Here is a 26,147-nt window from a genome sequence, read left to right on the forward strand (position 1 = left end):
TCATTGTCTTTTTTTTAAAATGCGTATTGATATAACCCGTAATATAACGGAAGCGTTGGAATAATCCCAATTAATTTAAATACAAAAGGCAACGATTCATTCTTCTCTTCATATAAGCGTAAAATAAAAACTGCACTCAAAGTCCAAATAATGCTAAACACAAAGATGCATTGCCAAACGATTGGGGTTAATATTTCTACATCGAAGACAAAACCAAATAGCCCTATCCACGTAATAATGGACACTACAAAATCAAACTTTTGAATTGGTGTTTGAAACATCCCTCTTATTAATGAAGTAATAGCTAATATCGCTACAATGACTAAATAAATTTTCCACAACATAATGATAAGCTCCTGTTCAATTTTTCACTTTCAATAAACCATACTTAATAAACAATCTGGCATTATATTTTTCATAGAAATAATACAACGGATAACAAAATAAGAAGAAAATAAGTACGGTTGGTACATTGTCTATAATAGAAAAATATTTTCCTAGCAATTCTTTAATACTCTCACCAATAATAATAAACAGTGGAATTATACAAATTGCCGCTAATATTAAACATGGTGTTATCCTTATTTCTTTCAGCTTCACCTTACAATGTGGACACCTTAATGAAAAAAGATGTGGGATATCGATAATATGTTGTGCAGTAATATTTCCTTCACACTGTGGGCAGACAATTGTTTCTTTCATTTATAACTCCTCCTTTCTACTCAAAAAAAAAAGCTCTATCGAATAGAGATTTTTTTCGCCTAATATATATTACTTTTGCATATAACCAAGTAATACTGTAAATAAACTTATGTATAAAAGCAATACTACTTTCTCCCTTAAAAAAATAAACTAAATAAATACTGACGATACTTCGACAATTTCCTCGGAAATATTTCCTTTCCCCACATAATTTGATACACTATACATGAATTAACAGTTGTATTACACGAGCTAAAATAATAACTTACTGTACAAATTAAAAAGCACACTCTTCATATGAAGAATGTGCTTTTATTTTATTAACGCTTAATCCAAACAGCGCCTGCTGACTTATCCTCTGCTTGTCCAACAACTTGGAATTTAAGTCCAAGGTTTGGAACTTTTCGTCCCGCGTCAGCAATTTGCTTATTACTGTATACCTTTGAATCATCGAACGTTGTAATACCTTGTAATCCAGTATAATTAAACTGTCCTCGTGTAAATGAATTTACACTCCATGAAGGTGTTTGATCAAATGAAAATGCAGCATCTGCAATTTGAATTCCAGTATTACCGTATGCTGGTTTCCCGCCTAAATTTCCAACAATCGCTTCTGGATGAGAATCTACAACACCAAGGAAGCCTTCACCTGGATGTAACCCAACCCAGTTATCTTTGAAGCTATCATCTGCATACCAAACGACAAGACCTGTATTATACACTGGACCTCTTCCCGCTTTTAATCCATTATCTGATCCGGCATAGTTTCTCCACTCTAGATAATAATAATGAGGTTTCTGTTCTGTCCCATCAGAAACAACGAATCCATTTAACTTCATTTTAGACTGTCCTTCTGCGTCATCTGAAAATACTACTTGTCCATCAACTGTTACATTTACATTATCCATTGCAAAACCTTTATATGTTAAAGCTGGATCTGTAATATAGTCGAATTGTAGTTTAACTTTCTTCCCTTTAAATTGACTTAAATCGTATGATTTATCAATCCATTTTCCATCTGTTGTATCTTTATCTTCTTGGACTATGTTTTCTCCCAATCTATCAATTAATGTTTTCGTTCCATCTTCAGTTACAGCATGTACTTCGATGAAATCACACTCTGCTTCTAGTTCATAATTCGCTTTATAATCAAATTTTGCATTTGTTCCTTTTGTTAAATCGAAGAATGGTGTTTCTAATGTCGTATGAATATCATCGCCTCTTGTACTATAGTATGCATGCTTTCCAAATCCAGGCTTAATTGTTTCAATACTCTTACCTGGTAAGTTGACACGTACGACACCTGGACGATTTGATTTTGTAACACTTTGATCAATATATGTAGGAACGCCTACACCACGCTTAATTTTATCGTAATCTACTTCTAAAATTTTCGCCCAGTTTCCACCCATATTCTTTTGTAAGAAGTCTTTATTTTGTGGTGAAAAACTAGTTGGCTCTGTTCCTGCGATTTTTCCTGTCCAGCTACCTCCACTCATTAATGACCAAGCTTCAACAGGTGATCCATTTCCAGTATAATTCGTATCATACTCATCTGGTAAACCAAGGTCATGTCCAAATTCATGTGCAAACACACCTACTGCACCGTCTTCTGGTTCAATTGTGTAATCATGAGCCGCTACTTTTCCACCCCAATAAGGTACTTTAGATGTTGTTCCTTCAATCGCTACTGGATCCCTTGCTAATTTAGATCGATGTGACCAAATTGCATCATCTCCTAATTTACCACCGCCAGCTTCTTGACCAACACCGGCATGAATTACCATTAAATGATCAATTACACCGTCCGGTTCATTAAGATTGCCATCGCCATTTGTATCATAGCGGTCGAACTGATCGAATTGTGATAAATCTAATCCTTTATCCGCTGCAGCTTTTAATGCTTCTTTCACTAAATCACGCGCACCTTTTGGTCCTTTATTATCGTGACCGCTACTACCATCAGCACCGTAATCAGCAGCTTTACCTGGAACAGTTAACCACTCTGTTACATACCCATCTGTCGTATAACTGCCACCAGACTGTTCTTCATAATATTGCTTAAATGTTTTTACTTTTGAACCATCAAATAATGTGTAAGGCTCATTACCAAATAACATTTTTTGATAATGTTCCCTACTAAAATCTTTCGAGTACATATAACCCGGTGTTTGCTCAATATTATTATGTTTATAATCACTAAACTCAACGAGTAACACTAACACTTTATCATTACGGACAGGTCCACTATATGGAGCTTGTTTCGCCTTAGAAGTTGGAACTTTCCCATCTAATTGCTTTTTATTTGGCTCCGGCTTTTGATCAGGGCCCACATTTTTTTCAGCTTTCTTTACCTTCTCTTTTTCCTCCATCTTTTTCTCTTTTACCTTTTTTACGAAGTCAGATGCTTCTTTAGCAGTATCCTCTGGAAAAATTTCTTTATTTGCCTGATCCCCTTGTTTCTTTTCAATATATTGCTCTACAGCTTTTTTCGTCTCTTCTTTAGACGAAGCTGGATTAATTGTTCCTCTTTCTTTCAATGCTTCCGCTAAACGATCCTCTTGAATTAAATTATGATCAATTGGAGTTGTAGACATATTTTCTTTTGCTCCCGCTGGCGTTTCTGCATATGCTAACGGAGCACTCATTACAGCAGTGCATCCGATGATTGTCGCAATTGCTAATGACGACAACACTTTAAATGGTGTTTTTCTTCTCATTGTATTTCTCTCCTTTTACAAATCTTAAAATTCTGATAATTGAACATAAACTAACCGCTATCCTCCCTTATATAAAAAAGACATAATTCTATAAACGATAAACCTTCTGTTATAGAATCATGCCCTCCAGTTTTCTGGTCAGACCCTCTATTTTTTTATCCCTCTATTTGCTGGGCAGTAAGACTCCCATCTCAAAATTCAGCGAATGCAAGGAAGTTAAGAGGGAGGTAACTGCCCGTAAAAGCCCGATTGGTGAGGGCTGATAATCAGTGGGGGATGAACAAACCCTCCACTGATTAAAGTTTCACTTTATGTCGAAATATGAAAAATAAAAAGTGATTTGATATATATTAAATAGCTTATATAACAAATTTAAAAGACAATATGCAAAATTGCATGAAAATTCTTTAAAACAAAAAGAATCCTAGTCAATTAAACTAGGATTCTCGATTTTCTATTATTTCTCTTGTGTTTTTTCCCAATCAGCTAAGAATTTCTCAATTCCTTGATCTGTTAATGGATGCTTCACTAATGAAGCGATTACGTTTGCTGGGATTGTTGCAATATGTGAACCGTTTAATGCTGCTTCTGTTACGTGAACACTGTGACGTACAGATGCTGCAATGATTTCTGTTTCAATGCCGTGAATTTCAAAGATTTCTGCGATTTGGCGAATTAAGTCCATACCGTTATGACCGATATCATCTAGGCGACCTAAGAACGGTGAAACGTATGTCGCACCAGCGCGAGCTGCAAGTAATGCTTGCACTGCTGAGAATACTAATGTAACGTTTGTACGAATTCCTAAATCTGAGAATGCTTTTACTGCTTTTAAGCCTTCTGTTGTCATTGGAACTTTTACGACTACATTTGGAGCGATTTTTGCTAATTCTTTTCCTTCTTCAATCATTTTATCAGCTTCTAAGCTAATTACTTCTGCGCTTACAGGTCCTTCAATAAAGCTGCAAATTTCACGAATACGCTCATGGAAATCTACGCCTTCTTTTGCTACAAGTGATGGATTTGTCGTTACTCCAGCTACTACACCTAATGCATTTGCCTCTTTAATTTCGTTAATGTTTGCTGTATCAATAAAAAATTTCATTTGTTATTCTTCCTTCCTAATTTTCATTTTATATTTATTTATTTTTTCTTAATAAGCTCTAATTCAATCGGAATAAATTTGTCCACCTTTTTACCTTGTGTTATCTCTTTCGCTGTTTCCATCGCCTTCTCTCCGATTAATTCCGGTTTTTGAGCGACTGTTGCTGCCATGCGCCCATCTTTAACCGCTTTTACAGCATCGTCTGTTGCATCAAATCCAACAACAACCACATCTGTTTTACCAGCAGATTTCAATGCCTCAAGTGCGCCTAATGCCATTTCATCGTTATGAGCAAACACTGCTTTTATATCGCTATTTGCTTGCAAAATATTTTCCATAACGGATAATCCTTTTGCACGATCGAAATCAGCTGCTTGTTTTGCTACTACTTTTAAAGACTTATCAGCTACGTTATGGAATCCTTTCCCACGCTCACGAGCAGCAGACGATCCAGGGATTCCTTCTAACTCAGCAACATTTGTTCCTTCACCAACTAATTCCCGAATGTAATCACTAGCCATTTGACCACCTTCTACATTGTTGGAAGCAATATGAGAAACAACTTTACCTGAATTCGCAACTCGGTCTACTGTAATAACAGGAACATTGGCTGCATTAGCTGCACTTACCGCTGAAGCAACAGCATCTGAATCGGTTGGATTAATAACAACTACATCGACACCTTTTTGAATTAAATCTTCAACATCGTTTGTTTGCTTCGCTGCATCATTTTGTGCATCAACAGCAATTAATTCAATGCCGCTATCTTTTGCTTTCTTTTCTGCACCTTTTTTCAACGTGACGAAAAATGGATTATTTAAAGTTGAAACAGAAAATCCAACTTTAATAGTTTTATTTCGACCTTTATCGCCAGAATCCTTTGCCCAATCTGGTGGTTCCATTGAACAACCAGCAGTAACTACCATGATGCATGCAACGAGTATCAGTAACCATTTTTTCATGAATTGCCCCTCCATTACGCTTCTTTTCGACGATCAATTAGTACAGCTAGTAAGATTACAAGTCCTTTTACAACTTGTTGGAAGAAAGAAGATACACCTAATAAATTTAAACCGTTATTTAGTACACCAATAATAAGCACACCGATGAATGTACCAACAATCCATCCTCTTCCGCCAGAAAGACTCGTTCCTCCTAACACAACTGCAGCAATTGCATCTAATTCGTAAGAAGTACCAGCAGTCGGCTGTGCAGAATCTAATCTTGATGTTAAGACAATACCTGCAAGCGCTGCCAAAATTCCGGAAAGACCGTAAATCATTACTTTAATTCTCGTAACATTAATACCAGATAAAGCTGCCGCTTCTTCATTTCCACCAATCGCAAACGTACGGCGACCAAACGTTGTTTTCTTTAAAATAAAGTACAGTACTGCAAAAGCGATCATCATTGTAACGGCTGGCACAGGAATACCGAGGAAATAACCACGGCCAAACATTTGGAACATTAAATGATCACCAAGACCAGTGATCGGACGTCCGTCCATATAAACAAGCGTCAACCCGCGAAAAATAGTCATTGTTGCTAAAGTTGCAATAAACGGAGCTACTTTTCCCTTCGCAATAATGATACCGTTTATAATTCCCATTGCAAGACCTGCTAATAATCCAACTACCATTGCAAGGAACGGGTCCATGCCACTTGCCATCATTCCAGCAACAAGTGCACTTGATAATGCTAAAATAGAACCTACCGATAAGTCAATACCCCCTGTTAAAATTACAAAGGTCATTCCGAATGCAATAAGCGCATTAATCGATACTTGACGCAGTATATTAAATAAATTTGGAATTTCAATAAACGCTGGATTTAAAGCTGTAATTACGACAATAATTAATACTAAACCGATTAAAGAACCGAGTTGTTGTAATACATTCCCCTTCTTAGCCATCCTTACTCTCCCCCTGTAGCTAGTGCCATAATAGACTCTTGCGATGCCTCATCTTTCTCTAAAATACCGCCGATTTTCCCTTCATGAATAACGAGAACACGATCACTCATTCCTAAAACTTCTGGAAGCTCAGACGATACCATAATAACGGCATCTCCTTGCTCGGTAAGCTTATTCATAATAGAGTAAATTTCTTTTTTAGCTCCAACATCTACACCTCTCGTTGGTTCATCTAAAATGAGTAACTGCGGATGAATACCTAACCATTTTGCAATTACAATCTTTTGCTGATTTCCACCAGAAAGAGATTTCACCGCTTGCTCTCCACTAGATGCTTTCACATTAAGAAGTTTCATCATGTCCTCTGTAAACTGTTGTTCTAGTTCGTTACTAAGGACACTTCCCTTTGAAAGGCTTTCTAAATTCGGTAATGCTAAATTTTCTCGAATTGAGAAATCTAACACTAATCCTTCAGACTTTCTATCCTCTGTAATGAAAGCAATTCTTTGTCTAATCGCATCTATCGGACTATCAATCTTTACTTCTTGCCCATTTATAAAAATTTGTCCAGAGTCTAAAGGTTCATATCCAAATATCGCTTTCATAATATCCGTGCGACCAGCTCCCATCAAACCAGCAACACCAAGGATTTCACCTTTTCTAACTTGAAACGAAACATTTTCAAATTTTCCTTTTTTCGTTCCGTTACGCATTTCAAAAATCACTTCACCAATTTGACTATTGCGCTCTGGATAACGTTCACCAATACTGCGGCCCACCATCATACTAACTACTTCATCAAATGACGTTTCAGGAATTAGTCTTTTCCCTACATATTCTCCATCACGCAAAATCGTAATGGCATCACATATTGAAAAAATTTCTTCCATCCGGTGTGAAATATAAACGAATGAAACGCCCTCTTTACGTAATTTATTAATAACGGTAAACAGCGTTTCAATCTCGCGATCCGCTAATGCTGCTGTAGGTTCATCCATAATAATAACGCTCGCATTTGTCATTAATGCTTTAGCAATTTCAATAATTTGCTGTTGTCCAACTGATAATTCACCTGCTAGCATAGCGCCTCTCACATGTAGACCAAGATCTGCTAATTGCTGCTGGGCAATCGCATTCATTTGACGCGAACGTAAAATACCTGTTTTCCCATACATTAACTCTTTACCGAGAAACATATTTTCAGCTACCGTTAAATTTGGTAATATGTTCAACTCTTGATGGATAAATGCAATACCATACTCTTCTGCTTCTTTCGCATTTTTAAAAGTTCGTTCTTGCCCATCAATCGTAACTGTTCCACTGTCTTTTTTATATACACCTGTTAAAATCTTCATGAGCGTCGATTTCCCCGCTCCATTTTCCCCCATCAATGCATGGACTTCTCCTGTTTCAATCGTAAACTGCGCGTTTTTTAAAACAGGATTACCACTGAACGCTTTTGAAATATTTTTCATTTCAATATGCATTCTCATCACATCCCTTTATTAAAAAATCACTCCTGCATGTAAAATAACATTCGCATAAGGCGTTGCTTCTCCTGTACGAATAATCGCCTTCGCTCTCTTTGTATGCTCTTTAAATTCCTTATGAGACACATATTCAAATGCTGGCTCTATTAGACGCATCTCAACTTCTTTGTTTACCACTTCATTATTCATAATGACTTCTTCTGCTAACGTCACTTTTTCAATTGCCATATCATCAGCAACTACTTGTAATACGTCTAAGAAGCTAGGCTTTCCAATTTCAACTGCTAAATCAATTCGTTTTACTCCATCAGGAATAGGTAACCCGCAATCAGCAATTACAATTGTATCTGTATGCCCAAGTGAAGCAAGAACTGCCGCAATCTCACTGTTTAATACACCGTGTTTTTTCATCCAATAATCACCTGTACTTCTCGTACTCTATCTCTCGTTGGCATACCGCCTTGTGCACCAAGTTTCGTTACAGAAAGACCACCAGCAATGTTCGCAAAACGAATAGCTTTTTGAAGTGGTTCTCCTTCAGAAAGTGCAACTGCTAGCGCGCCGTTAAATGTATCACCAGCTCCAGTCGTATCTACTACATCTACGGCAATACTTGGAACTTGAACAACTTCCGTTCCGTTATGGAAACGAACACCATTAGAACCTTCTGTCATCAGTAGTTTGTTTGGATATTTAGCCAGTAAATCTTCAATTGGTGATGTGAAATCATCTAATACAATGCGGCACTCATGCTCATTCGGCGTAATATAAGTCGCTTTTTCTAAAATATCTTCTGATAAGATTTGTGCTGGAGCCGGATTCAACATAACTGGAATTTTATGTTCCTCACAAATAGCCAGAACGTATTTTACTGTTTCAAGCGGAATCTCTAGTTGAAGAACAACCATATCTGCTTTTACAAGAAGGTCTTTTGAACGATCTACAATCGACTCGTTTACAAGAGCATTTGCTCCTTGTACGACAACAATACTGTTATCCTCTTCTGCTAAAACGATATGAGCGATTCCTGTCGTTCTATCTGTAACCGGTACCACATAGTCGATAAAAACGCGTTCATTCTCTAAATTTCTTCTAACTACTGTTCCGTAATCATCACTTCCTACTGCACCAACCATTGCTACATTTGCCCCTAATCTAGCTGCTGCAACTGCTTGATTGGCCCCTTTCCCTCCTGGAATCGTATGAAATGCTTCCCCGATTACTGTTTCGCCTGCTTTCGGCCGCTTTTTTGAAACAGCCACTAAGTCCATTGAAATACTACCTACTACTGCAATATTTGGCATCTGTCTCATCTCCTTACTTCGTTGTATTTCTTTCTATAATTTCAATCGGTAAACGATAATGTTTCTCTTCTAATGCATTTCCTTCCATCTGCTCTAACAACAATTCTGTTGCAATTTTCCCCATTTCATAAATTGGCTGTGCAACAGTTGTAATAGATGGATACATCATTTCAGTTAAAGAAATCCCATCAAATCCAATAATTTGTAAATCGTTTGGAATAGAAATTCCCTTTTGAAGTGCAGCCTTTACAATACCAATTGCAATTAAATCATTTCCAGCAACAATTCCGTCAATATGTGGATATTCTTCTAATAATTCCACCGCTACCCGTTCACTATTAGCTGGATCGAATGTACTCTCTGCAATCATATAAGAAAGATTATTTTGCGTAATAACGTCTACAAAACCTTCAAAACGTTCATTTGCTGTACTCACATCACGAGGTCCGCGAATATGTGCAATATGTTTACATCCTTTGTCTATTAATAACTTTGTCGCCGCCTGACTCCCTGCATAGTTATCTGCATATACAGTAGGAATGCGCTCATTAAACATACGGTCAATTGCAACAACTGGAATAGACAAATTCATGTAATTAACACTATTTTGTGGATTCGTTGCCACAATAAACCCATCCACATTATTTTGTCTAAGTACATCAATGTATTGTTTCTCTTTTTCTAAACTTTCATCAGAGTTACAAAGGACAACTGTGTAACCTTGCTTATGTGCTACATCTTCTACGGCACGTGCAACTTCTGGAAAGAATGGATTCACGATATTTGGAACAACTAAGCCAATTAAACGAGATTTTTTATTATACAGTGAACGCGCTACTGTACTCGGCTTATAATCTAACATTTCAATTGCACGCTCTACCTTTTTTAACGTATCTTCATGAACATATCCATTTTTATTTAACACTCTGGAAACGGTCGCAACAGATACTCCCGCTAATTTTGCAACGTCTTTAATCGTACTCATTCTCTTTTCTCTCCATTTCATGTAACCGTTTACATAAAATAATATAACGTATTTCTAAAAATACGTCAATCATTTCTCATTAAAAAGCTTTTAAGGTTATACTCAAAAAAGCACCGCCATAAGGCGATGCTTTTTCTTTATGAGTATGATACAGTTTGTTCTTTCTCTTCTACAGCAGGCTCTTCAGCACCCTTTTTACGATCAGACAATTTAATTTTCTGTAAGAAAATCGTAAAGATAGCACCTACTACGATAAATACTAATCCTGTTAAGAATACAGTATGAAGTGAGTCTATTAAAGAACTTTTCAAAATTGGTACGATGCTATTAGAGAATGCTTCCGGCATTTGCTTTAATGCTTCTGGATTAAAGAGCATCGAATATAAACCTTGTGGGTCTGTATGAATCATATCTTTCAATTTAGTTACCATTTGTCCCGCTTCTTTCGGGAACGTATCTAATACAGGTATTAATTTATTTGTTAATGTTGTACCTGAAGTGTTATTCATAATTGATCCTAAAATTGTAATACCGAATGTTCCACCGATTTGACGGAAGAACTGACTTGATGATGTTACTACACCAAGATCTTTTTTCGGGAAACTTTCTTGTAATGCCAGTGTTAGTGTCGGCATAACAAGACCCATTCCTAAACCGATGATCATCATATAAAAAGTAGCGGTAAGCTTAGTTGTGTGCATATCCATCGTTGTTAATAACCAGAATCCACCAGCCATAACAAGCATACCTGTGATAATTTGTGGTTTCACACCGACTTTTAATACAAGTTGACCGCCGATAATACTCATAACAATCATTGTAATCATCATTGGTGTCATGATCGTTCCTGATTCAGCAGCACTTACTCCTACAATTCCTTGCATAAAGAACGGTACGAACATAATAGCTCCAAACATTCCGATACTCATAAAGAATCCAATCGCATTCAGTATTGTAAAGGTGCGATTTTTAAAGAAATGCATTGGTAAAATTGGTTCTTCAGCTTTCGTTTCAACAATAATAAAGCTAACGATACCAATTAAAGCTAATGCGAATAACCCGATAATTTGCCAAGAATCCCATGCGTAATCTTTCCCACCAAACGTTAACGCAAGTAATAAACTTACAACACCGAGAATCATCGTAAAGATTCCAGCGATGTCAATTTTAATTGGACCTGTTTGTTTATGCGATTTTAATCCCATTGCAATAAAGATCGTCGCTAAAATACCAACTGGTAAGTTAATGTAGAATACCCATCTCCAGTTCACTGCATCTACAATCCACCCACCAACTTGTGGCCCAATTACAGAAGCAAGACCGTATAGAGCTCCAAAAATACCTTGCCATTTCGCACGTTCTTTTCCTGTGAACATATCTCCGATAATAATCATAGCCATTGGCATCATAATACCGCCACCAAGACCTTGAATACCACGGAAAATAATTAATTCTGTCATACCATTTGCCATACCACATAACGCTGAACCAATCATAAAAATAACTAATCCTGTTATATATACATTACGACGCCCAAGTAAATCCGCTAATTTACCTGCAATTGGTACGACTGTCGTTGATGTTAACATGTAAGCAGTTGTTAACCATGTCATTAAGCTTAATCCGCCAAGTTCACCGACGATACGCGGCATTGCTGTACCCACGATTGTTCCGTCCAATGCAGCAAATAGCATTGCGATTACTAAACCGATTAACAACAACTTTCTATTCTGATTTTCTTGTTGCTCCATGTAATCTCCTCAATTCCTCTTAGTTTTTCTCTTTTTTCTCTTGTGTCCCGCAAATAATTGTTTCTAGCTTTTCAAAGAGGCGTAACAAATCTTCCCTCTCTTGTAATTCTAAGTGTGAGAAGTATTTTGCAATATGCTCATTACGAGCCGCCATCGCTTCTTCTACTGTAGTTTTCCCCTTTTTCGTTAGCTCAATGATAACAACGCGGCGATCATTATCGTCGTGATAGCGCTCTACTAACCCATGATCAATTAAACGATCAATCATTACTGTAATCGCGCTCGGTTTCACGTACATTTTCTCCGCTAATTGTGTCGCTCTTGAAGCTCCGTAATGATCTAAAATCTTTAAAATATAAAACTGCGGTGGTGTAAGTCCTGATGCTTGCATTTGTTCTAGTAGCTCTGTTTGCATTTTCTTTCCTATAGCGAATGTAAGAGCTTGAATCTTATCAATATGAGTCATATCATTTGGCATGTTATCCACCTCTTATTTAAACAATAAAATATTTAACGTATTTAAATATTAATCCCACAAACAAATTACGTCAACAACTTTTTTTATAAAAACGTTTACATTTTTGTCACAAAGTTGTATAATTTTCGTCGAAGTTAATATTGACAGTCACGGAGAATCGGAGTATACGGCTATGAATCATAAAAAAGGGGAACTTTTTTATATTTCATGGCCTTTTTGTATTCTCTCTGTCTTAAAACGCTTCCAATTAATTAGGGGAGGATTTCCATTTTATGTTTTTCACACAATTATTTAAACCTGCGCCCCACGCAGAACGCTTACCTACTGATCGCACTGATAGCGAATACCGTAAATTACGTTTACAAGTATTTTTAGGTATCTTCATCGGTTATGCGGGTTACTACTTTGTTCGAAAAAACTTTTCACTCGCAATGCCATACTTAATCGAACAAGGCTTTAGTAAAGCGGAACTTGGGGTTATCCTTTCAGCAGTATCTATCGCTTACGGATTAAGTAAATTTCTTATGGGTATCGTATCCGATCGTTGTAATCCTCGCTACTTTTTAGCAGCTGGGCTATTTTTATCAGGTATCATTAATATTATTTTCGGCTCATTTTCTTTCATTACAACGAGCATTATACTTATGTTTGTACTTCAGTTTTTAAATGGATGGGTACAAGGTATGGGATGGCCTCCTTGTGGCCGTACGATGGTTCACTGGTTCTCGATTAGTGAACGTGGTACAAAAATGTCTATTTGGAACGTCGCTCATAATGTCGGTGGCGCACTTATGCCTTCTCTCGTTACATTAGGCTTATATTTCTTTGCAAATGACTGGAAAAGTATATTTTACTTCCCAGGTATTCTTTCAATTTTAGTTGGGATTTATGTATTAATTACGATGCGTGATACGCCTCAATCTTGTGGATTACCATCTATCGAAGAACATACTGGTGAATATCCATCAGATGAAAAAGTAGCGGACCGTGAACGCGAACTTTCGGTAAAGGAAATTTTATTTACATACATATTAAACAATAAATTTTTATGGTATATCGCTATCGCGAACGTATTCGTTTATTTCGTTCGCTACGGTGTTGTAGACTGGGCTCCTACTTATTTAGTAGAGGAAAAAAGCTTTACTCATAGTAGCTCACGTACAGCTTATGCTCTATATGAATGGGCTGGTATTCCAGGTACACTTCTTTGCGGATGGATGAGTGATAAACTGTTTAAAGGGCGCCGCGCACCTGCTGGTATTTTATTTATGGTCGGTGTATTCATTGCCGTTCTTGTTTACTGGCTAAATCCTGCTGGCCACCCAATCATTGATAGTATCGCACTTGTTTCCATTGGATTTTTAATTTACGGACCTGTTATGTTAATTGGCCTACACGCTCTTGACTTAGCACCAAAGAAAGCTGCTGGAACTGCCGCTGGGTTAACTGGGTTCTTCGGTTACCTAGGCGGAGCTACTTTTGCTAGCGCAGCTATGGGCTTTATTGTAGACGGATTCGGATGGGACGGCGGATTCATTTTGCTACTTGCTTCTTGTGTGCTTGCAATGTTCTTCCTTGCTCTTACTTTAAATACAGGATCTGTAAAACCAAAACAAGCTTAAACACTAATATTATACTTACAAAAAAAAGAGAGACAGTTCTTTCCAGAACGCCTCTCTTTTTTCTACATATAGTACTTTTTTCTTACAAAAGATTTATTCTTCTCTTTTTATATTTTAGCGTTTCCAATACACTTCAATCCCTTATATAACAGCATTCAATCTTTGCATAGAAAGATTTTTGAATATTTTTTCATCTTACTCTTGTCAAACAATGTCAATTTATATTAAAATAGTAACAACATACTAAATATTTAGTCTTTTCAGAAAAGATGGAGGGATAGCCATGAAGAATCCACTTCTTCGCATTGAAAACTTACAGACTTCCTTTCGTATACAAGATCAATATCATGCAGCAGTTGATAACGTTTCGTTAACTGTCCATGAAAATGAAATTGTCGCGATAGTTGGTGAATCAGGTTGCGGAAAAAGTGCACTTGCCCTTTCCATTATGCGACTGCATAATGAAGCAAATACAAAATTACAAGGGCAACTTTACTATAGGGATAAGGATTTACTTACTATGTCGACCGCAGAGATGAATAAAGTACGCGGATCAAACATCGGTATGATTTTCCAGGAACCTCTTACAGCACTCGATCCTCTTATGACAGTTGGAAAACAAATCGAAGAAAACTTAGACTACCACACAAACCTTTCAAAAGCAGAAAAGAAAGAACGCACCTTAGAACTACTCCATCAAGTCGGTATTCCAAAACCAGAACTTACATATAAACAATACCCTCACGAATTATCTGGCGGAATGAGACAAAGAATTGTTATCGCAATCGCAATTGCTTGTAAACCAGGACTCATTATTGCTGATGAACCGACAACCGCTCTAGATGTAACAATTCAAGCTCAAATACTAGACCTACTAAAATCCATTCAAGAACAAACAAAGATGGGTATCATTTTAATTACACATGATTTAAGTGTTGTTGCCGAAACGGCTGATCGTATTGTCGTTATGTATGCAGGACAAGTTGTAGAAACAGGAACAGTAGAAGAGATTTTTAATACCCCTCTTCACCCATATACTCGTTCTCTATTAAACTCAATTCCATCTGCGTATGCTGAAAAAGAAAAATTGCATGTAATTCAAGGGGTGGTTCCTTCGTTAGCAAAGCTACCTCGCACAGGTTGCCGCTTCCAAGCTCGAATTCCATGGGTTAGACCAGACCAGCATGAAGAAAACCCAGTTTTACATGAAGTAAAACCAGACCATTGGGTACGTTGTACTTGTTATAAACATTTCAACTTCCAACATAAGAAAGGAGATGACGTAACTCATGGCACTGCTTAAAGTAGAAGATTTAAAAGTACACTTTCCAATTAAAGGTGGTTTCTTCGGGCGCACATTAGATTACGTGCGTGCTGTCGATGGTGTAAGTTTTGAATTACAACCTGGTGAAACGTACGGAATCGTTGGTGAATCAGGTAGTGGTAAATCAACAACCGGTAAAGCAATTATTCATTTAACAAAAGCGACGGACGGTAGCATTCATTTTAATAATAAAGATTTAACAAAATTAAGTCGCTCTGAGCTACGTGAACAACGAAAAGATATTCAAATGATTTTCCAAGATCCATATTCATCGCTAAATCCGAAGAAACGTGTTCTCGATATTATTGCCGAGCCACTTCGGAATTTCGAGAAGCTCTCACCTGATGAAGAACGTAGAATCGTTCAAGAGTATCTAAGTATAGTTGGATTAAACCCAGAGTCTATTTATAAATATCCACATGAGTTTTCCGGTGGACAAAGACAGCGAATTGGTATTGCACGCGCTCTTACATTAAAACCAAAGCTTATTATCGCCGATGAGCCAGTATCTGCACTTGACGTTTCTGTACAAGCGCAGGTTTTAAACTTCTTGCAAGATTTACAAGCTGAACTAGGATTAACATATTTATTTATTAGCCATGATTTGGGCGTAATTCGTCATATGTGCGACCGTATCGGTGTTATGTACCGCGGGCGCATTGTGGAAGAAGCAACTAGTGCAGAGATTTATAATAATCCACAACATATTTATACGAAGCGATTAATATCAGCAATTCCTGATATTCGTCCTGAAAACCGAGAACAGCAACGTAAATTACGTCAGCAAGTAAGTTCTGAGTACGAGAAATCATACGAAAATTATTTCAATGAAAACGGTCGTGCTTACGATTTAAAACCAATCTCGCCAACACACCGGGTGGCATTACCTTAAGGGAGTGATAAAACATGTGGAAGTTTATATTACGGAGATTTTTAGTAATGATCCCGCAATTATTCGTGTTAAGTGTACTTGTCTTTCTACTAGCTAAAGCAATGCCAGGCGATGCCTTAACTGGCAAAGCAATGAATCCAAAAGCGGATCCAAAAGTGATTGAAGAACAACGTGAAAAGCTTGGATTAAATGACCCAGTTACAACACAATATGTTCGCTGGATTAAAAATGCAGTCCAAGGTGACTTTGGTATTTCCTATGCACATAAAATGAAAGTAACCGATTTAATTGGAGAACGACTTGGAAATACAGTATCTTTAGCACTTGTCATTCTTATTCTTACTTATTTAATTGCCATACCACTAGGAGTTATAAGTGGGCGTTGGAATGATACATGGGCTGATCGACTCATTACCATTTACAACTATCTAGGTTTCGCTACACCACTATTTATATTTGCACTAGTTATGCTCTTCCTATTCGGATTTAAGTTTGCAATATTCCCAACCGGCGGTAGCGTAGACCCTCAAGTTGCAACAGGTACATTTGCTTACTATTTAAGCAAATTGAATCACATGCTACTACCAGCTTTATCCGGGGCATTAATTGCAACAGTTGGTACTGTTCAATATTTACGAAGCGAAATTATTGATACGAAACATAAAGATTTTGTGCGTACAGTAAGAGCAAAAGGTGTTCCAGAATCAAAAATCTATTCTAGACATATTTTACGAAATTCATTCTTACCAATTGCAGCCTTCTTAGGCTATGAAATTACAGGATTAGTTGGCGGTGCCATCTTTTTAGAAAGTATTTTTAGCTATCCAGGAATTGGACAACTATTTATACAATCTATCTCTCAACGTGATTTTAGTGTAATAACTACACTCGTTATGTTTACTGGATTTGCAACGTTACTTGGAACTCTCCTTTCAGATATTATTCTAAGCATCGTCGATCCACGTATTCGTATTGATTAAAGAAAGGAGATGACGTTATGTTAGCAAACCCTGAAAAACAAACTGAAGTTATTCATTACGAAAAAAGCCCTTCTGGTTTCTCTATTATGTGGCGAGAACTTCGTAAAGATAAATTGGCAATGTTTTCACTTGTTTTCCTAGCAATCTTATTACTAGCAGTCTACGTAACATCTTTTATTATGAAACAAGAAGATATTGTACGAGTTGATTTATTCGCTATTTATGCTCCTCCCTCTGCTGAACATTGGTTAGGAACAGATTACGGAGGACGCGATATTTTCGGTCAACTTATTATTGGTACGCGTAACTCATTTACAATTGGATTAGCAATTACTATTCTTTCTTGTTTAATTGGCCTTTCAATTGGATTAATTGCCGGTTATTTTGGAGGAGCAATTGATAATATCATTATGCGCATTATCGACTTTGTTATGGTTTTACCATTCTTAATGCTTGTAATTGTATTTATTACACTTGTTCCTACATTCAATATCTTCACTTTCATTTTAATTATGAGCGTGTTCTTATGGACAGGAAAGGCAAGATTAATTCGCTCAAAAGTATTAACTGAAAAAGAACTCGATTATGTCTCTGCATCTAAAACTTTAGGAACACCAAACTGGAAAATCATTCTTTTCCAAGTACTACCTAACTTAAGTTCAATTATCATTGTTAGCGTTACATTAAATCTTGCTGGAAACATCGGTATTGAATCTGGTCTAACTTTCTTAGGATTTGGTCTACCAGAAAGTACACCAAGCCTTGGTACACTTGTTAGTTATGCTAGAAATCCAGATGTATTACAAGAGAAATGGTGGATTTGGTTACCTGCATCAATCATGATTTTAGCATTGATGCTGTGTATAAATTTTATTGGTCAAGCGCTACGTCGTTCGGCCGACGCAAGACAAAGAAAAGGATAAGGGGTGGAAGAAATGACAAATAAGCCAAAGTTTTTCAAAGTATTAAGTACACTTGCGGTTTCAACATTACTACTTTCAGCATGTGGGGGCAGTGGTGGTAGTGAAAAAACGAGCAGCACAAAAAAAGTAGATACAAATAAATTTAGTGCATCTGTTAAAAATGATAAAAAGGAAATTAAAGATGGTTCATTAACATATGGTCTTGTTTCTAACACACCATTTGAAGGACTTTTAAATTTCGCTGTATATGAAGGGGATCCTGATAACCAAGTCATTACAATTTTCGATGAATCTTTATTATCAAATGACGAAAACTGGGAATACACGAATGATGGCGCTGCTACATATAAAATTTCTGAAGATAAAAAGACAATTACACTAAAAATCAAAGATAATGTAAAATGGCATGATGGAAACCCTGTTACTGCTGAGGATTTAGAATACTCTTATCTAGTGATTGGTAGCAAACAATATGCCGGTTCTCGCTATGACACTCAAATGCAAATGATTGAAGGTATGGAAGATTACCATAATGGAAAAGCCGAAAAAATTTCAGGTATAAAGGTAACGGATCAAAAAACAATTTCGATTACGTTTAAAACACCGAACCCTTCAGTGAAAACTGGGCTTTGGACATACCCTCTTCATAAGAAATACTTAGGAGATGTACCAATCGATAAATTAGCAGAATCTGATAAAATCCGTAAAAATCCAATTGGTTTCGGACCTTTTAAAGTGAAGAAAATTACGCCAGGTGAAGCCGTTGAATTTGAACGTTTTGATGATTATTATGGTGGAAAACCAAAACTGAAAAGTATGGTTTTAAAAGTTGTTAACCCTTCCGTTGTTAACGCGTCCTTAAAAAATGGTGATATTGACATTGCTGAAGTAAGTGCAGATCAATATCCAAATGTAAGTCAATTAAAAAATGCACAATTAGTCGGTAAAACTGATTTATACTATAGCTATATCGGTTTTAAATTAGGCCATATGGATAAAGAAAAAGAAGAAGTAGTAATGGATAAGGAGAAATTTAAAGATGTTCGTGTACGTCAAGCAATGGCGTATGCTATCGATCGAAAAGAAATTGGTGAAAAATTATATCATGGCCTACGTTATCCGGCTAACTCACCAATCCCACCATCTCTACCAAAATATCATAACAATAAAGCTGGTGCCTATGATAAAGATGTAGAGAAAGCTAAAAAATTATTAGATGAAGCTGGCTATAAAGATACGAACGGAGATGGATTCCGTGAAGATCCGAATGGTAAAGAATTTAAAGCTAATTTCTTATCAATGAGTGGTAGCGATGTAAGTGAACCACTTGCAAAATTCTTTATTCAATCTTGGAAAGACATCGGCCTAAAAGTAGAGCTTCTTGATGGTCGCTTACATGAATTTAACTCATTCTACGATATGATTAAAAAAGATGATCCAAAAGTTGATCTTTTCGCGGCAGCTTGGGGAACTGGATCTGACCCAGATCCTTCTGGTATTTGGGCTAAAGATGCAGCGTTCAATTACCCACGTTGGGCTACTGACAAAAACACAGAATTATTAAAACAAGGTATTTCTCCAGAAGCTGCTGATGAAAAGTACCGTAAAGATGTCTACGATAAATGGCAAAAATTAATTCATGATGAAGTACCATTAATTCCACTTCATTATAAATTTGACCTAAAAGGTGTAAATAATCGCGTAAAAGATTATAAATATACACCGGAAGATCAATATAAATGGGCTAAAGTTAGTGTAACAAGCGATAAAGCAGAAACAGAGAAATAATAAAATAGCTCCTGGCGCTGAGATACATGCCAGGAGCTATTTTTTATTTATAACCCTTTTCTTGCTATTAATAACAACCAATTCCTTCCCTACTCTAGCATTAAAAGATTTGATGAACCATCTTTATTACAACAGCTAATGTAACAGATCCAGCAAATCCCCCTAAACAAATAAGACCGACACCTTGGCTATATGATAAATTTTGAAATGCTTTCATCTTTTTCATCCTCCCTATTTCCCCTTTGATACTCTTATTTTACCAATGGGGAAAATTTCATAACATCGATTTTTCTGACAACAAACTTACAAATTTGTAAGTTAATATTTTCTAAAACTTATGTATCTATTATGTCCACACTCCCCCCTTTTATACGTCAAAAAAGACCTCGAATTATATCAAGGTCTTGCTTACACTACAAAATATCTCACTCAATTTATTTGATAATCATCACCGGACATTTCACTCGTTTTGCTATTTTATGACTGACACTACCAAGCACCATCTCTTGCAATGTATTTAATCCTCTACTTCCAGCTATAACGAGATCTATATCTCCTGTATTGACATATTGAACAATCGTATCTCCTGGATCGCCATGTAATATCGTAATTGTATAAGAAATGTTCTCTTTCTTTAATAAACCTTCAATCTCTTTTAATTTATCTTTTCGACTAGCTGATATTGTTTCTAAATCCGTTTGTCCTTGTACAATATCTGATTTTGCCGTTCTATTATCTACTACGTACACAACTTCAACATGTGTTTCTTCGTTAAATTTCGCAATATATGTTGCATGCTCAGCTGCTCGAAGTGCATGTTCAGAACCGTCACATGCTAATAAAATTTGTTTGTACATATGCTGAATCCCCTTTTCGTTATCCTACTCGTATTATATAATAAAGCCCCCTAAAAAGGAGGCTTCTAACTAGCAATTCTCTTATTATAAGTAGCTAAATTTGAAACAATCTTCGAGCTTCGTTCATTTAATCCCGTTATACTTACATTCACATCATTTTGTTCATACTTCATTATAACTTTATCAATTGCTGCTACTGCTGAATCATCCCATACGTGTGCGTGAGTAAAGTTCAGCTCAATTTCTTTCGCATCTTCATTATATGCAAAAGCATTTATAAACTCTGCCGTAGATGCGAAGAATAGCTGGCCTTGAATTTCGTATATTTTCTTATTTTCAATATACGAATGTTTCACGTGAATCTTTGCCATATTGAATGCAAATAAAACCGCACTAATTACTGTTCCGATAATTACACCTAATGCTAAATTATGTGTGATTAGGACAACCACAACTGTTGCGATCATAACAAATGCGTTTCCTTTTGGTACTTTATGAATCGTTGCTACAGAGTTCCAATCAAACGTCCCAATCGAAACCATAATCATCACAGCAACTAAAGCAGCCATCGGAATATGAACGACGTAATCACCTAAAACAAATAGTAATACGATTAAAAAACCACCGGCTACAAACGTCGATAATCTCCCGCGACCGCCTGATTTAATGTTAATAACAGATTGTCCAATCATTGCACATCCTGCCATTCCTCCGAAGAAACCAGCGACAATGTTTGCAATACCTTGGCCACGTGCTTCCTTATGTTTATTACTTTCCGTATGTGTCATATCGTCTAAAACCGAAGCTGTTAATAATGACTCTAGTAAACCGATAATTGCAAGCATAACTGAGTACGGTAAAATAATACGTAATGTCTCAAGTGTAAACGGTACATCAGGAATACTAAAGAACGGTAATTCTTTCGGTAAGCTTCCCATATCCCCTACTGTTTTTAACTGTAATCCGCTCATAAGTGCAATACTTGTCACAATAATAATGGAAATAAGTGTAGACGGTACAGCCGTCGTAATACGTGGAAATACATATATAATTGCAAGACCTAATGCGACAAGTGCATACATTTGCCAAGTTGCATTTTTAAAATGTGGCAATTGCGCTGTAAAAACTAAAATTCCAAGTGAATTTAAAAAACCACTCATAACGGATTTCGGAACAAACTTCATAAATGAGCTCAATTTGAATACGCCAAAAATAATTTGGACAATACCAGTTAATATTGTCGCGGCAAATAAGTATTGCAAACCATGATCCTTAACGAGCGTTACCATTAATAATGCCATTGCACCTGTTGCAGCTGAAATCATCCCAGTTCTTCCGCCAACAAACGAAATTGTAACCGCAATACAAAAGGCCGCGTACAATCCAACCGTCGGATCTACACCTGCAATAACAGAGAAAGCTATCGCTTCAGGAATTAACGCTAAAGCAACGACAATTCCTGATAGTACGTCCCCTTTCACATTGGAGAACCAGTCATTTTTTATTGTTTGAAACAAAGTACCACTCCTCTACTCCTTTATCATTTGATTTTCTCCGTAAGAAAATCAGGGCCGACTGCACGAAGGCTATTATATAACGAGTAGAGGATTTTTTGCTATGTAAAAGTTTCTTAAAAAAAGACGCTACCTTCGTAGCGTCTTTTCTCATTTCATCCCGCTATTTGCCGGGCAGTAAGACCCCACCTCAAAATTCAGCGAAAGCAAAGAAGTTAGGTGGAGATCAACTGCCCGTAAAAGCCCGATTGGTGAGGGCTGATAATCAGTGGGGGGATGAACAAAACCCCCACTGATTAAAGTTTCACTTTATTAATGTCCACCATGCCCTTGACCACTTTCTTGCACAATCTCTAACCTCTCATCCAATATACCTTGTGTTTCAAATGAAATGTCACTAGTACTTCCTAATAGGAAAGCATGGTTATACGGTCCAAGTGTTGGATCATCTTTAAACTTCGGCTGAATAGTAGCAAGGAAGTCATACACTGGTTGTGAAGCTTTTCCTTCCTCAAGCAAAACAACAGGGGCGTGTTTACCCATATGTGAAAACGGCGCTCCCGCAATTGCTAAGTCTGGTGTTTTACTCGAAACAAACGACAAACCGTGACCTGGTTTTGTGAACCCCCACCCAAATTTCGTTTTTTCATCTTTAAATTTCGCAAATGCAATAGAATTTTCTACTGGAGTCTCACCACTAATACGCGTTACTTTTCCGTATTTACTTAACTCTTTTTCTACCGTTTTTGAAATAATTTTTTCTGGTCCTAATACATATATATTCGCTTTATCTTTTCTCATCTTTAATGCCTCTATCGTCGCTTCTGGCACCTTATCCTTTTCTACATATAAAAGTGGTTCTGGCATATGAGAAATCCAATTTACAGCTGGTGTTGTATATAAACGTCCTTCTTCTTCAGACGAACCGATAATAACGCTATTTGGATACTCTCCCGCTATAGTGGCATATTCTTTATCGACATCTTTGGCAAATTTAGCTGGGTCCGTTTCTTTTATTTGCTTTACTTTATATTCTTTTAATTGCTCAAGGATAGATGCACCTACATCCCCCATCACCATAATTTGCGTTCCATCTTTCGTTCCGGGCGGATTTAATCTTTTTATTTCTTTTAATGTCATTTCGGGTACCGCTTCTTTTTCTATAAATAAAATCGGCCCGTTATTCGGATGATGAATAAGATCCGCACTCGCAATACCTAATTGCCACTCGCTTACTGGTACTAAAATAACAGCGCCTGGCTGATTCTCCTTATGGGTAGCTGGCCATATTGTTTGCGAAGTTAATACTGCCATTTGCAGCGGATCATTTGTATTTAATCTCGTTACATTTTTTAAACTTGTCGTTAATAAATCATTCGATGCCCCAGCATTCATTTCTTTCGGCGCAGTTACCTCCTGATTCATTTTCATTTTCATTTCCTTTTGCTCTGCTTTCTTCTCTGTTGTAGATTCATGATTTTTATGATCTGTGTTCGTTTGTCCACACGCCGCAAGACCAGCTGCCGCAATTATTGTTATCCCAAGAATTCGGGTCATCTTTTTCACTATATCGCCTCCGTATTAATCGTTTTCGAGCCAATATTATTGCCTAAAATGGAATTTCACCTTTACAATAACAAGCAATTCTGAAGAAATTATGCAGATGCATTATAATCTGCACCATTTCTTCATGATTTTGACTTACAATTTAAATAATGACTACAAATGCGGAGGTACTCTATGATCGATATACTACTCGTAGACGATGAACCGAGAATGCTTGAATTATTAACACTTTATCTTACTCCAATCGGATATAACTGCGTATGTGCAGTGTCCGGAGAAGAAGCTATTTCACATATAGAAAATCGAAATTTCAAATTTGTTTTACTCGATATTATGATGCCAAAGATGGATGGATGGGAAACGTGCAAAAGAATTCGATCATTTAGTAACGTTCCTATCATTATGATAACTGCCCGTGATCAAACGGTAGATGTCATCCAAGGGTTAAAACTTGGGGCAGATGATTACGTGACGAAACCTTTCCATGAAGAGGAGCTTTTCGCAAGAATTGGAGCTGTTTTAAGACGAACGAATCAACGTACGCAAATCCAATATCACGGCATTTTATGGGATGAGGCCAAGCATTTCGTTTCTGTCTATAATGAAGAACTTCTTCTCACTCCAATCGAATTCTCTTTAATCGGATTATTTTTACGTCATGTGAACTACGTATTAAGCCGTGATCAGCTCATTGAACGAATTTGGGGGTTAAATACAAATACAGAAGATAGAACAGTCGATTCACATATTCGTAATTTACGTGATAAATTACGAAAAGTAAATTTCCCCATTGATCACCATTTAAAAACTGTTTACGGAGTAGGATATCGATGGATTGATATTGAAAACTAAGGAGCAAAATGATGAAGCGAATTTCTCTTCAACTCGGATTTTATTTTCTAATTGTTACACTTTTAATCGAAAGTATTCTATTTGTCTCGCTTTATTATAGCCTTGTAAACAATAGAGTAAATGACGAAATGACAGCTTTATTAAAGCGCGGAAATAGTCACAGAGATGTCCTTGAAAAGTATTTTGATAAGCAAACAATCTCCCATGTTGCACTAATGGAATCCGAAGCCGAAACCACTGTTGTTATTACAAATGCAAATAAGGAAGTACTAGCTAAATCCAATGAAATAAATACTACTATAAAAAAGCATATTGAAAAGATGCAAACACGGACAGATCATGACGGAGTAATTATAGAGAATCATTGGAAAACATCTAATTATATATGTACAGTTAGCCCAATTGTAGTGGCCGGAAAAACGGAAGGCTATGTATATATGTTTCTCGGGACGGAATCAATCGAAAAAATGGTTAACGGGCTAACAAAACAATTCATTATCGCCGGAGTCATTACTTTCCTATTAACAGCTATCACCATCTTTCTATTATCACGTTTATTAACAAAGCCATTGTTACACATGAAACAAGCGACTGAAAAAATGAGTAAGGGCGATTTATCAGTTTCATTAACGACTACTCGAAATGACGAAATTGGTGAACTAGCAGCATCCATCCAAACTCTCGCAAATGATTTACATTATATGAAAACTGAAAGAAGTGAATTTCTAGCGAGTGTTGCTCACGAATTAAGAACACCTTTAACGTACGTAAGAGGTTATGCTGACATTGCATTAAAAGAAAGTACACCTCCTGAGCAACGTTTACGATACTTATCCATTATAAAAGACGAGTCTGATTATATTACAAACTTAGTTCAAGATTTATTTTCACTCGCCCAAATGGAAAAACATAACTTTTTTATTCAAGTAAAGGAAGTGCATTTACACACCTTCCTTACTCGCATAACCGAAAAAGTAAACGCGATGTATAAGGAAAGACACATTACAGTTTCTTTCACTTGTCCTCCTTCACTGTTAGTAAACTTGGATGAACAGCGATTCGAACAAGTTGTAGTGAACATTTTAAATAACGCTTACAGGCATTCAAAAGAACATTCTCATATCAATATTTCTGTTACAGAAGAAGATAAACATATTTCCATCAAAATTGAGGATGAGGGAGAAGGTATTCCCCCAGAAGACCTTCCTCACATTTTCGACCGCTTTTACCGCGTTGATAAAGCGCGCTCCAGAGCTACAGGTGGAACTGGTTTAGGACTCTCCATCGTAAAGGAAATTGTAGAACTACACGGCGGAAATATTACTGCAACAAGTGAAGTTGGTCATGGATCTTGCTTTACGATTTCATTACCAGCTACATAA

Annotated in this window: 24 protein-coding genes; 8 read left to right on the top strand and 16 right to left on the bottom strand. The window is 36.7% G+C overall.

All coding sequences use genetic code 11. The features are described from left to right. Positions 1–14: 14 nt before the first annotated feature. From BAQ49_RS00355 to BAQ49_RS00410, 12 genes are all read right to left on the bottom strand, one after another. Positions 15–344 (bottom strand): hypothetical protein, encoded by a 330-nt coding sequence (locus BAQ49_RS00355; RefSeq protein WP_071743749.1) that lies wholly within the window; start codon positions 342–344, stop codon positions 15–17. Positions 345–360: 16 nt separating this feature from the next. Then, positions 361–702 carry a YcnL family membrane protein gene (locus BAQ49_RS00360; RefSeq protein WP_071743750.1) on the bottom strand — a complete coding sequence of 114 codons (342 nt, stop codon included), beginning with the start codon at positions 700–702 and terminating at the stop codon, positions 361–363. A 320-nt stretch (positions 703–1,022) separates the two neighbouring features. Next, positions 1,023–3,422 carry a M6 family metalloprotease immune inhibitor InhA2 gene (gene inhA2 / locus BAQ49_RS00365; RefSeq protein ID WP_071743751.1) on the bottom strand — a complete coding sequence of 800 codons (2,400 nt, stop codon included), beginning with the start codon at positions 3,420–3,422 and terminating at the stop codon, positions 1,023–1,025. A 457-nt stretch (positions 3,423–3,879) separates the two neighbouring features. After that, positions 3,880–4,527 carry a fructose-6-phosphate aldolase gene (fsa, locus tag BAQ49_RS00370; RefSeq protein WP_071743752.1) on the bottom strand — a complete coding sequence of 216 codons (648 nt, stop codon included), beginning with the start codon at positions 4,525–4,527 and terminating at the stop codon, positions 3,880–3,882. A gap of 38 nt (positions 4,528–4,565) precedes the next feature. Beyond that, on the bottom strand, positions 4,566–5,489 hold the full coding sequence (gene rbsB, locus BAQ49_RS00375) for a ribose ABC transporter substrate-binding protein RbsB (RefSeq protein ID WP_002204435.1): 924 nt from the start codon (positions 5,487–5,489) through the stop codon (positions 4,566–4,568). 14 nt (positions 5,490–5,503) lie between these two features. Further along, positions 5,504–6,439, bottom strand: a complete 936-nt coding sequence (locus BAQ49_RS00380; protein WP_002114125.1) for an ABC transporter permease subunit — start codon at positions 6,437–6,439, stop codon at positions 5,504–5,506. 2 nt (positions 6,440–6,441) lie between these two features. Then, on the bottom strand, positions 6,442–7,926 hold the full coding sequence (gene rbsA / locus BAQ49_RS00385; protein WP_071743753.1) for a ribose ABC transporter ATP-binding protein RbsA: 1,485 nt from the start codon (positions 7,924–7,926) through the stop codon (positions 6,442–6,444). 18 nt (positions 7,927–7,944) lie between these two features. Next, the gene (gene rbsD, locus BAQ49_RS00390; RefSeq protein ID WP_000716138.1) at positions 7,945–8,340 is read right to left on the bottom strand and encodes a D-ribose pyranase; all 396 of its coding nucleotides are present in this window, start codon (positions 8,338–8,340) and stop codon (positions 7,945–7,947) included. Next, positions 8,337–9,233, bottom strand: coding sequence for a ribokinase (gene rbsK, locus BAQ49_RS00395; RefSeq protein ID WP_071743754.1), 897 nt, complete (start codon positions 9,231–9,233; stop codon positions 8,337–8,339). Before rbsK ends, rbsD begins: the two co-directional genes overlap by 4 nt. Positions 9,234–9,246: 13 nt before the next feature. Further along, positions 9,247–10,239: a ribose operon transcriptional repressor RbsR gene (gene rbsR / locus BAQ49_RS00400; protein WP_071743755.1), complete on the bottom strand. Its 993-nt coding sequence runs from the start codon at positions 10,237–10,239 to the stop codon at positions 9,247–9,249. A gap of 116 nt (positions 10,240–10,355) precedes the next feature. After that, positions 10,356–11,969 (bottom strand): MDR family MFS transporter, encoded by a 1,614-nt coding sequence (locus BAQ49_RS00405; protein ID WP_071743756.1) that lies wholly within the window; start codon positions 11,967–11,969, stop codon positions 10,356–10,358. Between the two features lie 19 nt (positions 11,970–11,988). Further along, positions 11,989–12,447, bottom strand: coding sequence for a MarR family winged helix-turn-helix transcriptional regulator (locus tag BAQ49_RS00410; protein ID WP_001132371.1), 459 nt, complete (start codon positions 12,445–12,447; stop codon positions 11,989–11,991). Positions 12,448–12,719: 272 nt separating this feature from the next. Between BAQ49_RS00410 and glpT the strand changes: the two genes are divergently transcribed. From glpT to opp4A, 6 genes are all read left to right on the top strand, one after another. Next, the gene (glpT, locus tag BAQ49_RS00415) at positions 12,720–14,069 is read left to right on the top strand and encodes a glycerol-3-phosphate transporter (RefSeq protein ID WP_071743757.1); all 1,350 of its coding nucleotides are present in this window, start codon (positions 12,720–12,722) and stop codon (positions 14,067–14,069) included. Between the two features lie 283 nt (positions 14,070–14,352). After that, on the top strand, positions 14,353–15,372 hold the full coding sequence (locus tag BAQ49_RS00420; RefSeq protein ID WP_071743758.1) for an ABC transporter ATP-binding protein: 1,020 nt from the start codon (positions 14,353–14,355) through the stop codon (positions 15,370–15,372). Continuing rightward, positions 15,359–16,285, top strand: coding sequence for an ABC transporter ATP-binding protein (locus BAQ49_RS00425; protein WP_071743759.1), 927 nt, complete (start codon positions 15,359–15,361; stop codon positions 16,283–16,285). The genes BAQ49_RS00420 and BAQ49_RS00425 overlap by 14 nt, the downstream gene beginning before the upstream one ends. A 14-nt stretch (positions 16,286–16,299) precedes the next feature. After that, the gene (gene opp4B, locus BAQ49_RS00430) at positions 16,300–17,265 is read left to right on the top strand and encodes an oligopeptide ABC transporter permease (protein ID WP_071743760.1); all 966 of its coding nucleotides are present in this window, start codon (positions 16,300–16,302) and stop codon (positions 17,263–17,265) included. A gap of 17 nt (positions 17,266–17,282) precedes the next feature. After that, entirely contained in the window at positions 17,283–18,188 is a 906-nt protein-coding gene (locus BAQ49_RS00435; protein WP_071743761.1) for an ABC transporter permease, read from the top strand. Positions 18,189–18,200: 12 nt separating this feature from the next. Next, the gene (opp4A, locus tag BAQ49_RS00440; protein ID WP_071743762.1) at positions 18,201–19,976 is read left to right on the top strand and encodes an oligopeptide ABC transporter substrate-binding protein; all 1,776 of its coding nucleotides are present in this window, start codon (positions 18,201–18,203) and stop codon (positions 19,974–19,976) included. A gap of 100 nt (positions 19,977–20,076) precedes the next feature. On the opposite strand, the gene BAQ49_RS00445 is transcribed toward opp4A, so the two are convergent. From BAQ49_RS00445 to BAQ49_RS00460, 4 genes are all read right to left on the bottom strand, one after another. After that, a complete protein-coding gene (locus tag BAQ49_RS00445) occupies positions 20,077–20,202 on the bottom strand; it encodes a DUF4027 family protein (protein ID WP_083596135.1) in 126 nt (41 codons plus the stop codon). Between the two features lie 208 nt (positions 20,203–20,410). Then, positions 20,411–20,833: a universal stress protein gene (locus BAQ49_RS00450; protein WP_071743763.1), complete on the bottom strand. Its 423-nt coding sequence runs from the start codon at positions 20,831–20,833 to the stop codon at positions 20,411–20,413. Between the two features lie 65 nt (positions 20,834–20,898). Beyond that, the gene (locus BAQ49_RS00455; protein WP_071743764.1) at positions 20,899–22,350 is read right to left on the bottom strand and encodes a SulP family inorganic anion transporter; all 1,452 of its coding nucleotides are present in this window, start codon (positions 22,348–22,350) and stop codon (positions 20,899–20,901) included. Positions 22,351–22,659: 309 nt separating this feature from the next. Further along, positions 22,660–23,913, bottom strand: coding sequence for an ArsR family transcriptional regulator (locus BAQ49_RS00460; RefSeq protein ID WP_071743765.1), 1,254 nt, complete (start codon positions 23,911–23,913; stop codon positions 22,660–22,662). A 174-nt stretch (positions 23,914–24,087) separates the two neighbouring features. Here BAQ49_RS00460 and BAQ49_RS00465 point away from each other — a divergent pair, with 174 nt between their 5' ends. Continuing rightward, complete coding sequence (locus BAQ49_RS00465) at positions 24,088–24,765, top strand: response regulator transcription factor (protein WP_071743766.1); 678 nt, start codon at positions 24,088–24,090, stop codon at positions 24,763–24,765. An 11-nt stretch (positions 24,766–24,776) separates the two neighbouring features. After that, positions 24,777–26,147 carry a sensor histidine kinase gene (locus tag BAQ49_RS00470; RefSeq protein ID WP_071743767.1) on the top strand — a complete coding sequence of 457 codons (1,371 nt, stop codon included), beginning with the start codon at positions 24,777–24,779 and terminating at the stop codon, positions 26,145–26,147.

The organism is Bacillus proteolyticus (assembly GCF_001884065.1).
Classification (GTDB): Bacteria; Bacillota; Bacilli; order Bacillales; family Bacillaceae_G; genus Bacillus_A; species Bacillus_A proteolyticus.

Bases quoted from the DNA above. Each gene is read 5' to 3' on its own strand.
- BAQ49_RS00355 (WP_071743749.1), bottom strand. From the start codon at position 344: ATGTTGTGGAAAATTTATTTAGTCATTGTAGCGATATTAGCTATTACT.
- BAQ49_RS00360 (WP_071743750.1), bottom strand. From the start codon at position 702: ATGAAAGAAACAATTGTCTGCCCACAGTGTGAAGGAAATATTACTGCA.
- inhA2 (WP_071743751.1), bottom strand. From the start codon at position 3,422: ATGAGAAGAAAAACACCATTTAAAGTGTTGTCGTCATTAGCAATTGCG.
- fsa (WP_071743752.1), bottom strand. From the start codon at position 4,527: ATGAAATTTTTTATTGATACAGCAAACATTAACGAAATTAAAGAGGCA.
- rbsB (WP_002204435.1), bottom strand. From the start codon at position 5,489: ATGAAAAAATGGTTACTGATACTCGTTGCATGCATCATGGTAGTTACT.
- BAQ49_RS00380 (WP_002114125.1), bottom strand. From the start codon at position 6,439: ATGGCTAAGAAGGGGAATGTATTACAACAACTCGGTTCTTTAATCGGT.
- rbsA (WP_071743753.1), bottom strand. From the start codon at position 7,926: ATGCATATTGAAATGAAAAATATTTCAAAAGCGTTCAGTGGTAATCCT.
- rbsD (WP_000716138.1), bottom strand. From the start codon at position 8,340: ATGAAAAAACACGGTGTATTAAACAGTGAGATTGCGGCAGTTCTTGCT.
- rbsK (WP_071743754.1), bottom strand. From the start codon at position 9,233: ATGCCAAATATTGCAGTAGTAGGTAGTATTTCAATGGACTTAGTGGCT.
- rbsR (WP_071743755.1), bottom strand. From the start codon at position 10,239: ATGAAATGGAGAGAAAAGAGAATGAGTACGATTAAAGACGTTGCAAAA.
- BAQ49_RS00405 (WP_071743756.1), bottom strand. From the start codon at position 11,969: ATGGAGCAACAAGAAAATCAGAATAGAAAGTTGTTGTTAATCGGTTTA.
- BAQ49_RS00410 (WP_001132371.1), bottom strand. From the start codon at position 12,447: ATGCCAAATGATATGACTCATATTGATAAGATTCAAGCTCTTACATTC.
- glpT (WP_071743757.1), top strand. From the start codon at position 12,720: ATGTTTTTCACACAATTATTTAAACCTGCGCCCCACGCAGAACGCTTA.
- BAQ49_RS00420 (WP_071743758.1), top strand. From the start codon at position 14,353: ATGAAGAATCCACTTCTTCGCATTGAAAACTTACAGACTTCCTTTCGT.
- BAQ49_RS00425 (WP_071743759.1), top strand. From the start codon at position 15,359: ATGGCACTGCTTAAAGTAGAAGATTTAAAAGTACACTTTCCAATTAAA.
- opp4B (WP_071743760.1), top strand. From the start codon at position 16,300: ATGTGGAAGTTTATATTACGGAGATTTTTAGTAATGATCCCGCAATTA.
- BAQ49_RS00435 (WP_071743761.1), top strand. From the start codon at position 17,283: ATGTTAGCAAACCCTGAAAAACAAACTGAAGTTATTCATTACGAAAAA.
- opp4A (WP_071743762.1), top strand. From the start codon at position 18,201: ATGACAAATAAGCCAAAGTTTTTCAAAGTATTAAGTACACTTGCGGTT.
- BAQ49_RS00445 (WP_083596135.1), bottom strand. From the start codon at position 20,202: ATGAAAAAGATGAAAGCATTTCAAAATTTATCATATAGCCAAGGTGTC.
- BAQ49_RS00450 (WP_071743763.1), bottom strand. From the start codon at position 20,833: ATGTACAAACAAATTTTATTAGCATGTGACGGTTCTGAACATGCACTT.
- BAQ49_RS00465 (WP_071743766.1), top strand. From the start codon at position 24,088: ATGATCGATATACTACTCGTAGACGATGAACCGAGAATGCTTGAATTA.
- BAQ49_RS00470 (WP_071743767.1), top strand. From the start codon at position 24,777: ATGAAGCGAATTTCTCTTCAACTCGGATTTTATTTTCTAATTGTTACA.